This window comes from Streptococcus sp. VTCC 12886, assembly GCF_049893425.1.
Classification (GTDB): Bacteria; Bacillota; Bacilli; order Lactobacillales; family Streptococcaceae; genus Streptococcus; species Streptococcus suis_AA.
In genome coordinates this window covers 1-14,100 of the sequence record NZ_JBMVJB010000044.1, presented here as the reverse complement: position 1 = coordinate 14,100, position 14,100 = coordinate 1, and the positions used below count along the sequence as shown (strand labels likewise).

The window sequence follows — 14,100 nt, the reverse complement described above, 5'->3', positions numbered from 1 at the left end:
TCATAGCTCAATTTCATAAAAATAGCACCCCAAAAGTTAGATTTTTTCTGTCTAACTTTTGGGGTGCGGTTCAATTTTGGAAGCAAGTCTTTTTAAATATCCGCAGGTGCAAAAACAACCTGACCATCTTGGAATTTTTCAATACGAGCGAGTGAAGTAACAGGGACACCTGCATCTATCAAGAGTTGACGTCCGTCTTGGAAGGATTTTTCGATGATGATACCAACTCCTATTACCTGAGCACCAGCCTGTTGGATAATATCAATCAAGCCTTTTGCTGCTTGTCCATTGGCCAAAAAATCATCAACGATTAGAACCCGATCTTCCGGCGACAAAAACTTGCTAGCAATAGAAACGGTGCTGGTTACTTGCTTGGTGAAGGAGTAGACTTCAGATGTCAAGATTCCTTCTGTCATCGTAATATTTTTATGTTTTTTAGCAAAAATCATTGGCACATCTAAACTTTCAGCGACATAAACAGCTGGAGCAATGCCGGATGCCTCAATAGTGACAACTTTTGTAATTTGCTTAGAACGGTATGCTTCTGCTAACACTTGTCCCATTTCTTTCATCAATTTAAAATCAACCTGATGGGTCAGGAATGAATCAACTTTTAAAATATTTTCTCCTAACACCTGACCATCTTTTAAAATACGTTCTTCCAAAATTTTCATAATTCTTCCTCCAAATGATTCCTTGGTGTATTATAGCATTTTTTATCATAAGCAAAACGATAAACGAATTATTGTTATAAAAACATGTAAAAAAACACGTTAAACGACCAAAAGGCGAACGTAAACAAAAAAATATCGTAGATTGTATTGAAATAAGCGAATCTTTATGATAGACTAAAAAATATTATTTAGGAACAAAAAAGGAGAAACAATGTCTCAGAAAACAACAAATGAACATTCAACAGTAATGCTCTATGGAATTGATGAACAACCGCCAAAAGGCATGGCTGTGTTGCTTGCTTTTCAGCATATCTTAGCAGCTTTTGCAGGCATCATCGCGGTGCCACTTGTCGTTGCAAGTGCTTTGGGGTTATCAGTAGAAGATACTTCTATTATGGTATCGGCCTCAATCTTTGTTGCTGGGATTGCAACTATTTTGCAATCTAAAGGTGTTGGCCCGGTAGGTTCACGTGTCTCTGGAATGATGGGAACGGACTTTACCTTTGCCAATCCAGCTATCAGTGTTGGTAGCCAATTGGGAATTGCTGGTATCGTGGGTGCAACCATTGCGGGTTCATTTGTTGAAATAGTTTTGAGTCGTTTTGTGAAACCCTTGATGCGTTTCTTTCCACCATTGATTACAGGGACCGTTGTTTCCCTCATCGGTATTACCCTCATGCCAGTGAGTATGGATTGGGCAGCTGGTGGTGCTGGAGCTACAGATTATGCCTCTGTTGAAAATATCAGTATCGCCTTTATCGTCTTGGTCTTTACTTTGGCATTGAATCATTATGGTAAAGGAATGCTGAAAACAGCGTCAGTCTTCTTCGGTATGGTCTTTGGATATGTCCTCTGTATTTTGCTTGGAAAAGTAGATATGTCTGCTGTTGGAGAAGCAGCCTGGTTTGCTCTTCCTAAAATTTTCCATTACGGTGTAAAATTTGACCTATCTTCGATTTTGGCCTTTATTCCTGCTTATGTTGTATCCTTGATAGGTACGGTAGGGATTATGATGGCAATTGGAGAAGCATCTAACCAAAAAATTTCTTCTGAGCGGGCAGCAAATGGTGTTCTGGCAGATGGCGTTGGTTCCTTGATTGCTGGTATCTTTGGAGCAGGTCCAAATACGGCCTTTTCACAAAATGTTGGTCTCATTACCTTAACAAAAGTTGCTAGTCGTCATGTCATGATTATTGCGGGTGTTATTCTTACTTTACTTGGTGTCTTTCCAAAATTGTCTGCCTTGATTTCCATCATGCCTCATCCTGTTCTTGGTGGTGTTGGAATTATCATGTTCGGTTTGGTCGCTGCTCAAGGGATTAAGACGCTTGCAACTGTAAAAATTGGTGACCGTGAGCTCTTGATTATTTCTATTGCCTTTGCGCTTGGTATCGGTGTGACGGTACGTCCAGAATTGTTGAGCCATCTTCCGTCAGCGCTACAAATGGTCTTATCTTCAGGGATTTCTACAGGTACCTTAGCTGCACTGATTTTGAACATGGTTTTAAAAGAAAAATAATATTCAGATAGGCTATCCTCGTGATAGTCTATTCCTATAGATAGTCATAATTTATTAGTATTGGCCGAGAGAATTTGGTTTTTGGTATACTAATAGTTAATGGTGAAAAGGAGGTATAAATGACACACTTTAGAGCAAGTATTGAGCAAGCTGGGCAATTGAATCAGTTCTATCAGGTACAAAATGCCTCTGTAGCAGGATTTTCGATTGGGATTATCACTATTGATTTTAACTATGTCAAGTTGCCGGGTAATGTAGCCAACGCGACTACTTTTTCTTTTCCAGTTGTCTATGAGGATATTGTTTTGGAAATTGAGTATCTGTTCAATGGTGAGGAGAAATTGTTGGGAATGGTCATTGAGGCAGCTAAGAAGTTAGAGAAAAAGGGTGTGCGAGCCATTGTAGGCGCCTGTGGTTACTTTAACCATTTTCAGGAGCAGGTGCGAGATGCTGTAGCAGTTCCTGTCTATTTGTCTAGTGTGCTTCAAATTCCCTTGATTAAAATGGGACTCAAACCAGACCAGAAAATTGCGGTACTAGTAGCAGATGGTGAGGGAGCGAGTGCAGACTTTTTCGCCAAAGCCAACGCTTCCATTTCAGACTGTATTGTCAAAGAGATAGGTAGTCTGGATAGTTTCGCTCCAATTCGTTACAACAAGCCATTTTTGGACAACGGGCGTTTGAAGTCAGACTTAGTAGCAGTTGTTCAGGATTTGCAAGCCAATCACCCAGAAATTGGTGCCATTTTGCTGGAATGCAGTGACCTGCCACCCTATGCAGCAACCCTTCATAGAGAAACAGGACTACCGGTTTTTGATTTTACTACTTTGATTAACTGGGTCCATTCAGCAGTCGTTCGCAGAGAATTTTATGGATATATGTAACAGAAAACTCCGATTAGAAACATCTAGTCGGAGTTCTTGCTTATTCAGCTTGTTGGTCATGGTACCACTCTCCCCAGTCTGACATAGAGTCGAGGATTGGTTTCAAGGAACGAACTTATATCCTATTGCCAGTCATTCTGAGTAAGGAGAGATAGAAGGAAAATTTAGCCCAAATATGAAGTTCTTGACTTACTTGTTCTTATGGTTGATAATAGAAAAAATAGAGTAGAGCATGTCAATGTTTAAATACCTTCGCGCTGTGCCCCTGATTCTTGTAGCTGGAGCAGTAGTTTATTTTTCAATCATTATCTGTCTGGACAATGGTGACTGGACCTATATTTTTGCTAGAGTGTTTGACATGGATTCAGAACATGCCAATAATTTGGCCTATATCGCCATAGCTATTCAATCCCTGTTTTTCACCTCAGACTGGTTTTACAAACGAATCCGCACTTTTCTCAATCGTCGATTGGAAAACGCCAAGGGTCTCAATCGGCAAATTTATCTGGGATATAAGGCTGGGATTGAGTTCTTATTGGCCCTTCCTAAACGGCCATCTTATTCAGTTTTTACCTACTTTTGACCATTTTGGAAAAATTAGGTGTGATTAATAGTGCAAAAGACTATGCAGTTGTGGTTATTTTTATTATCGCATTGGATCGTGTGACTAAAATCTGGCCAGAAGAAAAACGACGAATGGTCGAATTTAGCTAGAAAATCAAGAGACGGATTAAGAGTGTAGAATAAGCGGAGAGGTGCATATATATTTTAAGGAGGCGGTTTTGTCTTCTTTTTTTGAAAAAAGAAGACAAAGTGTGAGATATATATTGCATAATGAAAAATATAGTGTATAATGAAGTTATAAAAATGTACAGGAGGATGGCTATGGCATGAAAAATCTTCGTTTAAAGTTAGCGCGTGTGGAAAAAGATATGACCCAAGGGGGCTTGGCGGAAGCTATAGGAGTGACCCGCCAGACCATCGGTCTGATTGAGGCGGGAAAATATAATCCCAGTCTAAGTCTTTGTTTATCAATTTGCCACTGTTTAGGGAAAAGTTTAGATCAATTATTTTGGGAGGAACCAACTAATGAAAAAAATTGTGACTGATGAGCGTGTTCGACAAGAAGAAAACCAAGTCTTTGCCTGGGTAGGCAGGACCATGAATTTTCTTTTGCCCCTCTCATTTCTCATCAAGAGCCTGGTCTTAAAATGGCCGTTTGAAACCTATGTTTTTGAACTGTTTGCCATGGTGGTAGTTTCAGTCTATCTCTTTTACGGTTATTGGAGGAAGGGGCTTGATATGGAACGGGGAACTTCTTGGCAAGGTTACTTATATTTAGGAGGGGTAATCGTTGGTACAACTATCTTAATGGCTTGGACCAACTACCAGACCTATGGACAGCATTATTCTGGTGTCTGGGATTGGCATTTTTGGGCGGTGATTTTGATATTCTTTCTTTCTATCACAAGTCTCATTTTCTTACTGGCGAATCTTCTCTCTTGGGCGAATAAGTACCGTCAGAAGCAGGTGGAAAAAGATCTGGTAGATGAACTCGAATAAGCAATCGAGTTCTTATTCTCGCTCTGCCATTTTCCTAAAAAATAAAAATTTTTAAAATTCCTTGCCAAAATCCGAATGATTATGATACAATGAAAAAAGCGTAGGTTTTTAAACTCATCCCGTGAGGTGAGAAAGACAACAGGATAATTCATTAAGGGCCTATGACTATGTAAATTTAGAAAGTCTGGGTCTTTTTGTGTACCCAGAGCGGGAGAATGATGACTACAAAAGCCAACCTTTTGTTTGATGTCCATGAGAAACCAGCTCCTTTTCAAGGGATTTTGCTTAGTTTCCAACACGTGTTTGCCATGTTCGGTGCAACGATTTTAGTGCCTTTGATTTTGGGAATGCCCGTATCCGTGGCCCTATTTGCATCTGGTATTGGCACCCTGATTTACCAAGTAGCTACTCAATTTAAAGTACCGGTTTATCTTGGTTCTTCATTTGCTTATATTTCAGCTATGGCCTTAGCTATTAAAGAAATGGGCGGAGATGTCTCAGCAGCACAAACAGGTATTTTCTTTGTTGGTCTGATTTATGTACTGATTGCAGGGCTTGTCAAAGCCATTGGTACAAAATGGATTGATACTCTATTACCACCCGTGGTTATTGGGCCTATGATTATCGTTATCGGTCTTGGTCTTGCCAATTCGGCAGTTACTTCTGCAGGTTTTGTGGCGGATGGTGACTGGAAAAATGTTGTTGTAGCCATTGTCACTTTCTTGATCGCAGCTTTTGTCAATACCAAAGGGAAAGGCTTCGCCAAGATTGTTCCATTCTTAATTGCCATCATCGGTGGTTATATTGTTGCTCTCTTGCTTGGTCTGGTGGATTTCACACCTGTGCTCGAAGCAGCATGGTTTGAGTTGCCAGGATTCTATTTACCATTTGAAACAGGTGTATTCAAATCGTATAATTTTTACTTCGGACCTGAGATGGTTGCTATTTTACCAATTGCTGTAGTTACTGTAGCTGAACATATCGGTGACCATACAGTTCTCAGCCAAATCTGTGGTCGTCAGTTCTTGAAAAACCCAGGTCTCAGTCGTACCTTGATTGGTGATGGTGTAGCGACAGCTGTTTCAGCTTTAATTGGGGGTCCTGCCAATACGACTTATGGAGAAAATACAGGGGTTATCGGTATGACTCGCATCGCGTCAGTATCGGTTATTCGCAATGCTGCTTTGATTGCAATTGCTTTCTCATTCTTGGGTAAATTTACAGCTCTCATTTCTACCATTCCAAGTGCCGTTCTCGGGGGAATGTCCATCTTACTATATGGTGTTATTGCATCAAATGGTTTGAAAGTATTGATTGAAAGTCGAGTAGATTTCGGTCAAGTTCGTAACTTAATTGTTGCAAGTTCTATGTTGGTATTAGGACTTGGTGGTGCAGTTCTGAGTATTGGTGCAATTACCCTTTCAGGAACAGCCCTCTCGGCAATCGTTGGAATTATCCTTAACCTCATTTTGCCCAAAGCTGAAAAAGCCAAGTAATTACACTCAATTTTGAAGTCAGCTCAGGCTGGCTTTTTTTTGGATTGTGGTATAGTAAAGGGAAAAAGGTGAAGCTCATGAAAGAATTAGCAAAAGAAATGTATAGCAACACTCTTCATATTTGGTATGAGACAGATGTAATGGCAGACCACGAATATGGTCGTATTTTTGATACTAGTTCAGTCAGCTTAAATGAAGTTGCGGTCAGAATACAGGCAGATGTTGTGGACAATCCAAGTGTAGAAGCTATCTATTGGTATATGGGGCAAGGGTTGGATCAAATCGTGCTGATGGCTCGTTACCAAAAAGACAGATTGCAGGTTCAAGTGAATCTCAAGGATTTTGATTTTGCCTTGCATGTAGATGCGATTGAAATATGGAAAAACGACTTAATTGAAGCAGTTCAAACAGGTCTTTCGGAGAGATAGCAGAGCAGCTTAGCAATTGCTCAAATCAGTTGACAAAAGCACCGTTCCTTGATAGAATGGATAAGGTCCAAAAGGACAAATCTAGCTTTTTCTTGGTCACGGGTCGCCAACCTGTCACTCGGATTGAGCTCAATAAAAAGGAGTATACATTATGGCAATCTCAAAAGAGAAAAAAAATGAAATCATGGCACAATATGCGCGTCATGAAGGCGATACAGGTTCAGTTGAAGTACAAGTAGCAGTACTTACTTGGGAAATCAACCACCTTAACGACCATATCAAACAACACAAAAAAGACCACGCAACTTACCGTGGTTTGATGAAAAAAATCGGTCGCCGTCGTAACTTGTTGGCATACCTCCGCCGCACAGACGTTAACCGTTACCGCGAATTAATCAATTCACTTGGCTTGCGTCGTTAATTAGCTGGTATAGAAACAAAAAAACACAGCACCAGTATCTTGTATACTGAGCTGTGTTTTTTTCGATTCTAAAAGCAATTTATTACTCAATTTTCGGGTTTTTATATTACAAATTTTCAATCCAATATCGGAGCATACGCTCGCTACTATTAGGGTCAATACGGGTATCCTCATAAACTCCACCATTTGCATGGATGGTTTTTTGAGAGGCAATATTCCAATCTGCAGCGGTGATTAAGACTTGGGCAATTCCCAATTTCTTAGCTTCCAGCAGGGCAAGTCGTAGTTGTTCAGTCGCATAGCCTTTTCTTCGCTCTTCTGGGTGAATAGAATAGCCGATGTGACCGGCGATATGGACCAAAAATTCCTGATTGAGATGATGGCGGATATTGCAAATGCCAACCATCTGTTGATCCATTTCACGAATACAAAGAAATGTAGAAGAAGGAGAACGTTCTGTATGACTTGTCCCATAAGATGACACTGCTTTAATGTGTTCTATCCATTCCTTAACTGCTTCAAATTGTTGCAGTTTGCCACCACCATGAAGATGTTCATTGCTAAATGCTTCTTTATAGGCTAAGATTTGGTTCTTCCATTTTAAACTAGGAACTACAAGATGGCAAGTTTCCATTTTCTACCTCCAACTATTTTGAATAGTTTATCATGAGTATGTTTTCTTGTTAAAAATAGTTTCAGGCCTTTATTTCTCTCTAAAATATGATAAAATAAAGTTTAAGCGTGGTTTTGTGCAAAAGAGAGTGAAACAAGCTGTTTGATTGTCTTTTGTAGAAAACACGCAAGAAAAATTTCAGAAAAAAACAGGAGACAATTCATGTCAAAACAAGTATTTGAAACGGTTTTTGCTGGCAAGAAACTAGTCGTTGAAACTGGTCAGGTTGCCAAACAAGCCAATGGTGCAGTAGTTGTTCGTTATGGAGATTCAACAGTATTAACTGCAGCTGTTATGTCTAAGAAAATGGCAACTGGTGATTTCTTCCCTCTCCAAGTTAACTACGAAGAAAAGATGTATGCTGCTGGTAAATTTCCTGGCGGTTGGATGAAGAGGGAAGGACGTCCATCGACGGATGCTACTTTGACAGCTCGTTTGATTGATCGTCCGATTCGTCCAATGTTTGCAGAAGGTTTCCGTAACGAAGTTCAAGTCATTAACACAGTGCTTTCTTATGATCCAGATGCATCTGCTCCAATGGCAGCCATGTTTGGTTCCTCATTGGCATTAGCGATCTCAGACATTCCATTCAATGGCCCAATTGCTGGTGTTCAGGTTGGTTATGTTAATGGCGAATTGATTATTAACCCAGATCAAGCTCAACAAGAAGCATCCCTTTTAGAATTGACAGTTGCTGGTAACAAAGACGCTATCAACATGGTTGAATCGGGTGCCAAAGAATTATCAGAAGAAGTGATGTTGGAAGCACTCTTGAAAGGTCATGCGGCCATTCAAGAACTCTTGGATTTCCAAAATCAAATCGTGGCAGCAGTTGGTAAGGAAAAAGCAGATGTGGAGCTTCTTCAAGTGGACCCGGAATTGCAGGCTGAGATTGTTGCAGCTTACAATGACGATTTGAAAAAAGCGGTGCAGGTTGAAGAAAAATTGGCCCGTGAAGATGCGACCAATGCCGTTCGCGAGATTGTCATCGCAGCTTACGAAGAAAAATACGCTAAGCACGAAGAATTTGACCGTATCATGCGTGATGTCCATGAAATCTTGGAACTCATGGAGCATGCAGAAGTTCGTCGTTTGATTACTGAAGACAAGGTCCGTCCAGATGGTCGCCGTGTTGATGAGATTCGTCCTTTGGATGCAGAAGTAGACTTCTTGCCAAATGTTCACGGCTCAGGTCTCTTTACCCGTGGTCAAACGCAAGCCCTTTCTGTCTTGACCTTGGCACCAATGGGTGAAACCCAAATCATCGATGGTTTGGATGATGAGTACAAGAAACGCTTCATGCATCACTACAATTTCCCACAATACTCAGTTGGCTCAACTGGTCGTTACGGTGCACCAGGTCGTCGTGAGATTGGTCACGGTGCTCTAGGTGAGCGCGCTCTTGAGCAAGTCTTGCCTAGCTTGGAAGACTTCCCTTACGCTATCCGCTTGGTGGCAGAAGTCTTAGAGTCAAACGGTTCTTCTTCACAGGCATCTATCACAGCTGGTACCCTTGCCCTTATGGCAGGTGGTGTGCCAATCAAGGCACCCGTTGCAGGGATTGCTATGGGTCTGATCTCAGACGGTACCAATTACACCGTCTTGACCGATATTCAAGGTCTTGAGGACCACTTCGGCGACATGGACTTCAAGGTAGCTGGTACTCGTGACGGTATCACAGCCCTTCAAATGGATATTAAAATTGACGGTATCACACCACAAATCTTGGAAGAAGCCTTGGCACAAGCTAAGAAGGCACGTTTTGAAATCCTTGATGTCATCGAAGCGACTATCCCAGAAGTTCGTCCTGACTTGGCACCAACTGCACCGAAGATTGACACTATCAAGATTGATGTGGACAAAATCAAGATTGTTATTGGTAAGGGTGGTGAAACCATCGATAAGATTATTGCAGAAACTGGCGTGAAAATCGATATCGACGAGGATGGTCTTGTGGCGATCTTCTCACCAGACCGTACTGCAATTGAGCGCACAAAAGAAATCATCGCTGGTCTTGTCCGTGAAGCAAAAGTGGACGAAGTCTTCCAAGCAAAAGTGGTTCGTTTGGAGAAATTCGGTGCCTTTGTCAACCTTTTTGACAAGACCGATGCCCTCGTCCACGTTTCTGAAATGGCTTGGACACGTGTCAATAAACCAGAAGATTTGGTTGAGGTTGGCGATGTTGTAGATGTTAAGGTGATAAAAATTGATGATAAGGGACGTATTGATGCTTCTATGAAAGCCCTTCTACCAAAACCAGAAGGCTACGTGGAACCAGAAAAACGTGAACGTCCAGAAAAACCTAGTCGTCATAAAGAACACAAAGAGAAAAAAGATAATAACTTTGGTGAATTTAAATTTCATAAAGTAGATAAAAAATAATGGTGAAGTAGGCAAGTCCCGAAATGGACTTGTCTTCTCGCTAGAAGGAGAAGTCATGGGTTGGTGGAAGGATACCATAGAAATTGTAAAAGAAAAAGATCCGGCGGCACGGAACTCCTTGGAAGTCCTTTTGACCTACCCAGGAGTCAAGGCACTGGCTGCTCATCGTCTCTCTCACTGGATGTGGCAAAATGGTTTTAAATTATTAGCTCGGATGCACAGTCAGTTTTGGCGATTTTGGACCAATATTGAAATTCATCCAGGTGCAGAAATTGCCTCGGGAGTCTTTATTGATCATGGTGCAGGATTGGTAATTGGTGAGACTGCAATTATCGAATCTGGTGTAATGTTATACCATGGAGTAACTCTTGGAGGAACAGGGAAGGATACAGGGAAGCGCCATCCAACAGTTCGAAAAGGGGCACTCGTTTCTGCTCATGCCCAGGTGATTGGCCCAGTTGAAATCGGAGAAAATGCGAAAGTAGGTGCTGCTGCTGTTGTCTTAGCAGATGTTCCAGCAGATGTGACAGTTGTCGGTATGCCTGCTAAAATTGTCCGTGTTCATGGGAAAAAAGATGAGCAAGCCATTCATGATATGGAAGGCGGTCGTGAATACTACACAACCAAGCTAGCAGAACTGAGAGAAGCTAGCCATCGCTCCTCACATTTGTAGAGTTGATTTATAGGTTTAAGGTACAAGATTCGGAGGGAAAATGCTACTAGAAGAATTTGAAAATACCTCTGCGGTCATTGAACCGACAGATACCTCTATTCGGGGTGGTGGTGAAACCTGTAATACCTTAATTCTGTCATTTAATGGAGAAATCATTAAGAGAGTTGCCGAGTTAGAAAATGTATATGAGGGTGGAGCTCTTCACAATCTAAATGGCCGGTTGCCATGGTATATTTATGAAGAAAGTGGAGTGAGAGTTGGTGTCATGTTAGCCTCAATTGGAGCTTCTATGATTGTTGGGAACCTAGAAGAATTGAAAGCCAAAGGGTTTCAAAATTTTATTGTATTTGGTACTTGTGGAGTACTGGATCGGTCTATTGCAGTAGATAAGATTATTCTACCAAGTTCAGCCTTACGTGATGAGGGAACTAGTTATCATTATGCACCAGCCAGTGATGAGATTAGCTATCATTCGGAACTATTATTGACCATGGAAGAAGCCTTGGATCAAGCAGGAATTGAACATGTTCGGACTAAGACATGGACGACAGATGCATTTTATAGAGAAACAGCAGCTAAGGTTAAACGACGCCTAGCCGCTGGTGCCATGGTGGTCGATATGGAGGCCTCTGCTATCATGGCCTGGGCAAACTTTCGTCAGGCCAAGGTCTATCAATTTTTCTACACGGCAGACTATGTGGATCACCACAAAAATGAATGGGATGTCCGTCGAGAGGAACGGACGGCTGACAGTATGACCTTCTTTGAAGTGGCCATGGCGATTGCAAGAAAATTAGAAAGTAGATCATGTTAAAAAAATTAGTAAGACAAAATTGGCCTTATGTGTTGACCGCCGTTGCTGGGACAATCATGTTTATCCTTAAATTTTCACAAGGTAATTGGCAGGTTGGGATGATCTGGTTGGCAGCGACAGCTTATTGGCTAGTAAAATTATATCAAAAGTATCAAGTCCTAAAGAATATTCAGAAGTAATGGAGAAACTATGATTAAAATTTACGATACCATGACCCGCAGTTTGCGTGACTTTGTGCCCTTGGAAGAAGGTAAGGTTAAAATGTATGTTTGCGGACCAACGGTTTATAACTATATTCATATCGGTAATGCACGAAGTGTGGTAGCTTTTGATACCATCCGCCGTTATTTTGAATACCGTGGGTTCGATGTGACCTACATTTCTAACTTTACGGACGTGGATGATAAAATCATAAAGGCTGCAAATGAAGCTGGTATGACAACAAAGGAACTTTCTGATAAGTTTATCGCAGCTTTCAAGGAAGATGTGGCAAAGTTAGGTGTCAAACCAGCTACCAAAAATCCTCGTGTTATTGACTACATGGATGAAATCATTGATTTTGTGCAGGTCTTGATTGACAAGGGGTACGCCTATGAAGCTTCTGGCGATGTTTATTTCCGTGTTGAAAAGGCAAGGAATTATGCCCGTTTGGCCAATAAAACTTTGTCAGACTTAGAAGCTGGAGCATCTGGGCGTGTCGATGGAGAGGGGCAGTTGAAAGAACATCCATTTGACTTTGCCTTGTGGAAATCAGCAAAGCCAGGAGAAGTGTCATGGGAAAGTCCGTGGGGTCACGGGCGTCCAGGATGGCATATCGAATGTTCGGTTATGGCAACAGAGATATTGGGAGACACCATAGATATTCATGGTGGCGGAGCAGACTTGGAGTTTCCGCACCATACCAACGAGATTGCCCAATCAGAATGTAAAACAGGACAGACATTCGCAAATTACTGGATGCACAATGCCATGCTCAATATCAATGATGAAAAAATGTCCAAGTCATTGGGGAATTTTTTAACTGCACATGATATGTTGGAGAAAATTGATGGACCAGTTTTACGATTTTTCCTTGCGACTCAGCACTACCGCCGACCATTGAACTACACGGAGAAAGCTATCTCCGATGCGGAAACTAATTTAAAATACTTAAAAAACACCTATACTCAACCAGTGCTGAATGTGTCTGAACACACAGTATTGGCTAAACATTTAGCGGCGTTCGAGACCGCAATGGATGATGATTTTAATGCTGCAAATGGCATTACAGCAATTTTCGACTTTGCCAAATGGATCAACTCTGGAAACTATGATGCCATTGTCAAGGAAGCTTTTGGAAAAATGTTGGCAGTCTTTGGAATTGTCTTTGAGGAAGAGGTCTTAGACAGTGAGATTGAAGCCTTAATTGAGGAGCGGCAAGTAGCGCGTGCCAATAGGGACTTTGCAACAGCGGACCGTATTCGGGATGAATTGGCGGAGCAAGGGATTAAATTATTAGATACAAAAGATGGCGTGAGGTGGACACGTGACTAGTGTAGTTGATGTGAACCTTATCAACGGAATCGCTCTTGCTTTTGAAGGTGACGCAGTATATTCTATGTATATCAGGCGACATTTGATATTCAAGGGATTAACCAAGCCCAACAAATTACACAGTGAAGCAAATAAATACGTCTCGGCAAAGGCACAGGCCAGTCTTATCGTAGCTCTCTTAGAAGCTCAGCTATTAAATGAGAAAGAAGAAGAAATCTATCGAAGAGGTCGTAATGCAAATAGCCATACAAAGGCTAAAAATGCAGATATTGTGACTTATCGTATGTCTACAGGTTTTGAGGCAGTTTTGGGCTATCTCCATATGACAAATCAATTTGAACGACTCGATGAGCTTATCTCTTGGTGTATTGAAACAGTAGAAAACAAATCCATATAAAGAAGATAGTCTGATAAGATTGTCTTCTATTTTTTTTATCAGATAAGATTTTGAACAGAATTTACTCTCCCTGCTAACTGAAATTCTCTAGTAGAACCATACTTCTACCACCGTAAAATAAGAAACAAACATAGCTCTAGCTTCAACCAGTAGACATGAACAATGATTACTCTAATTCCTACATTCCATTACCTATAAAAAAGTTAATATATAACCACTGTTTATTGAATTGTCACTGAATATAATCTTTGCTATGACACTCTGATTTTTCAACTCTAGACGATTTACTGAATCGTTAAAAATAAAAAAGTGAAAAAAACAGGAAAAACTACTTGACAATGATGGATAATATTTGATAGAATAATTGAGTTGTCTCGCAAGACTAGTCAGCTTAAAAAAAAACGAAAAAAGTTTGAAAAAGTAGTTGACAATAGTAATTGAAGATGATAGAATAATTGAGTTGTCTCTTGAGGGCGATCGATACAAAGGGAACGAAAAAAAGTTTCAAAAAAGTATTGACAAGACCTTGAAGAAGTGATATACTAAGATAGTTGTCGCAAGGACGTGACAACGACAAGACCTTTGAAAATTAAAGAAGACGAACCAAACGTGCAGGGTGATTTATCTAAGGATAAATCGTCAA

At 40.9% G+C, this 14,100-nt stretch carries 15 protein-coding genes and 1 pseudogene; 14 read left to right on the top strand and 2 right to left on the bottom strand.

All coding sequences use genetic code 11. From position 1 onward, the window contains the following. Positions 1 to 92: 92 nt before the first annotated feature. Positions 93 to 674, bottom strand: coding sequence for a xanthine phosphoribosyltransferase (locus ACPC57_RS10605; protein ID WP_024396644.1), 582 nt, complete (start codon positions 672 to 674; stop codon positions 93 to 95). A 211-nt stretch (positions 675 to 885) separates the two neighbouring features. Between ACPC57_RS10605 and ACPC57_RS10600 the strand changes: the two genes are divergently transcribed. The 8 genes and pseudogenes from ACPC57_RS10600 (at position 886) to rpsO (ending at position 6,985) form a co-directional block, all read left to right on the top strand. Beyond that, positions 886 to 2,193, top strand: a complete 1,308-nt coding sequence (locus ACPC57_RS10600; protein WP_434066931.1) for a nucleobase:cation symporter-2 family protein — start codon at positions 886 to 888, stop codon at positions 2,191 to 2,193. A gap of 119 nt (positions 2,194 to 2,312) precedes the next feature. Continuing rightward, a complete protein-coding gene (locus ACPC57_RS10595; RefSeq protein WP_434066930.1) occupies positions 2,313 to 3,077 on the top strand; it encodes an aspartate/glutamate racemase family protein in 765 nt (254 codons plus the stop codon). Between the two features lie 238 nt (positions 3,078 to 3,315). Then, a pseudogene (locus tag ACPC57_RS10590) lies at positions 3,316 to 3,791 on the top strand (hypothetical protein). A 176-nt stretch (positions 3,792 to 3,967) separates the two neighbouring features. Then, positions 3,968 to 4,186 carry a helix-turn-helix transcriptional regulator gene (locus tag ACPC57_RS10585; protein WP_174846672.1) on the top strand — a complete coding sequence of 73 codons (219 nt, stop codon included), beginning with the start codon at positions 3,968 to 3,970 and terminating at the stop codon, positions 4,184 to 4,186. After that, complete coding sequence (locus tag ACPC57_RS10580; RefSeq protein ID WP_434066929.1) at positions 4,167 to 4,640, top strand: DUF6773 family protein; 474 nt, start codon at positions 4,167 to 4,169, stop codon at positions 4,638 to 4,640. The genes ACPC57_RS10585 and ACPC57_RS10580 overlap by 20 nt, the downstream gene beginning before the upstream one ends. A 218-nt stretch (positions 4,641 to 4,858) precedes the next feature. Next, positions 4,859 to 6,136, top strand: a complete 1,278-nt coding sequence (locus ACPC57_RS10575; RefSeq protein WP_277837415.1) for a uracil-xanthine permease family protein — start codon at positions 4,859 to 4,861, stop codon at positions 6,134 to 6,136. 77 nt (positions 6,137 to 6,213) lie between these two features. Continuing rightward, complete coding sequence (locus tag ACPC57_RS10570; RefSeq protein WP_434066928.1) at positions 6,214 to 6,564, top strand: hypothetical protein; 351 nt, start codon at positions 6,214 to 6,216, stop codon at positions 6,562 to 6,564. A gap of 151 nt (positions 6,565 to 6,715) precedes the next feature. Then, complete coding sequence (gene rpsO / locus ACPC57_RS10565; RefSeq protein ID WP_024391455.1) at positions 6,716 to 6,985, top strand: 30S ribosomal protein S15; 270 nt, start codon at positions 6,716 to 6,718, stop codon at positions 6,983 to 6,985. Positions 6,986 to 7,091: 106 nt separating this feature from the next. On the opposite strand, the gene ACPC57_RS10560 is transcribed toward rpsO, so the two are convergent. Then, positions 7,092 to 7,619 carry a GNAT family N-acetyltransferase gene (locus ACPC57_RS10560; RefSeq protein WP_434066927.1) on the bottom strand — a complete coding sequence of 176 codons (528 nt, stop codon included), beginning with the start codon at positions 7,617 to 7,619 and terminating at the stop codon, positions 7,092 to 7,094. 201 nt (positions 7,620 to 7,820) lie between these two features. Between ACPC57_RS10560 and pnp the strand changes: the two genes are divergently transcribed. Genes pnp through ACPC57_RS10530 form a run of 6 tightly spaced genes read left to right on the top strand, consistent with a single transcriptional unit; the run spans position 7,821 to position 13,457 of the window. Continuing rightward, complete coding sequence (pnp, locus tag ACPC57_RS10555; protein ID WP_434066926.1) at positions 7,821 to 10,040, top strand: polyribonucleotide nucleotidyltransferase; 2,220 nt, start codon at positions 7,821 to 7,823, stop codon at positions 10,038 to 10,040. A gap of 55 nt (positions 10,041 to 10,095) precedes the next feature. Further along, positions 10,096 to 10,713: a serine O-acetyltransferase gene (gene cysE / locus ACPC57_RS10550; RefSeq protein ID WP_217374588.1), complete on the top strand. Its 618-nt coding sequence runs from the start codon at positions 10,096 to 10,098 to the stop codon at positions 10,711 to 10,713. Between the two features lie 40 nt (positions 10,714 to 10,753). Next, complete coding sequence (locus ACPC57_RS10545) at positions 10,754 to 11,527, top strand: nucleoside phosphorylase (RefSeq protein WP_277845265.1); 774 nt, start codon at positions 10,754 to 10,756, stop codon at positions 11,525 to 11,527. Further along, entirely contained in the window at positions 11,521 to 11,706 is a 186-nt protein-coding gene (locus ACPC57_RS10540; protein WP_277837410.1) for a hypothetical protein, read from the top strand. The genes ACPC57_RS10545 and ACPC57_RS10540 overlap by 7 nt, the downstream gene beginning before the upstream one ends. A gap of 10 nt (positions 11,707 to 11,716) precedes the next feature. Then, on the top strand, positions 11,717 to 13,060 hold the full coding sequence (gene cysS, locus ACPC57_RS10535) for a cysteine--tRNA ligase (RefSeq protein ID WP_434065981.1): 1,344 nt from the start codon (positions 11,717 to 11,719) through the stop codon (positions 13,058 to 13,060). Then, the gene (locus ACPC57_RS10530; protein ID WP_130555549.1) at positions 13,053 to 13,457 is read left to right on the top strand and encodes a Mini-ribonuclease 3; all 405 of its coding nucleotides are present in this window, start codon (positions 13,053 to 13,055) and stop codon (positions 13,455 to 13,457) included. Before cysS ends, ACPC57_RS10530 begins: the two co-directional genes overlap by 8 nt. Positions 13,458 to 14,100: the final 643 nt, after the last annotated feature.

Coding starts and splice junctions, on each gene's coding strand:
- ACPC57_RS10605 (WP_024396644.1), bottom strand. CDS start 674: ATGAAAATTTTGGAAGAACGTATTTTAAAAGATGGTCAGGTGTTAGGA.
- ACPC57_RS10600 (WP_434066931.1), top strand. CDS start 886: ATGTCTCAGAAAACAACAAATGAACATTCAACAGTAATGCTCTATGGA.
- ACPC57_RS10595 (WP_434066930.1), top strand. CDS start 2,313: ATGACACACTTTAGAGCAAGTATTGAGCAAGCTGGGCAATTGAATCAG.
- ACPC57_RS10585 (WP_174846672.1), top strand. CDS start 3,968: ATGAAAAATCTTCGTTTAAAGTTAGCGCGTGTGGAAAAAGATATGACC.
- ACPC57_RS10580 (WP_434066929.1), top strand. CDS start 4,167: ATGAAAAAAATTGTGACTGATGAGCGTGTTCGACAAGAAGAAAACCAA.
- ACPC57_RS10575 (WP_277837415.1), top strand. CDS start 4,859: ATGACTACAAAAGCCAACCTTTTGTTTGATGTCCATGAGAAACCAGCT.
- ACPC57_RS10570 (WP_434066928.1), top strand. CDS start 6,214: ATGAAAGAATTAGCAAAAGAAATGTATAGCAACACTCTTCATATTTGG.
- rpsO (WP_024391455.1), top strand. CDS start 6,716: ATGGCAATCTCAAAAGAGAAAAAAAATGAAATCATGGCACAATATGCG.
- ACPC57_RS10560 (WP_434066927.1), bottom strand. CDS start 7,619: ATGGAAACTTGCCATCTTGTAGTTCCTAGTTTAAAATGGAAGAACCAA.
- pnp (WP_434066926.1), top strand. CDS start 7,821: ATGTCAAAACAAGTATTTGAAACGGTTTTTGCTGGCAAGAAACTAGTC.
- cysE (WP_217374588.1), top strand. CDS start 10,096: ATGGGTTGGTGGAAGGATACCATAGAAATTGTAAAAGAAAAAGATCCG.
- ACPC57_RS10545 (WP_277845265.1), top strand. CDS start 10,754: ATGCTACTAGAAGAATTTGAAAATACCTCTGCGGTCATTGAACCGACA.
- ACPC57_RS10540 (WP_277837410.1), top strand. CDS start 11,521: ATGTTAAAAAAATTAGTAAGACAAAATTGGCCTTATGTGTTGACCGCC.
- cysS (WP_434065981.1), top strand. CDS start 11,717: ATGATTAAAATTTACGATACCATGACCCGCAGTTTGCGTGACTTTGTG.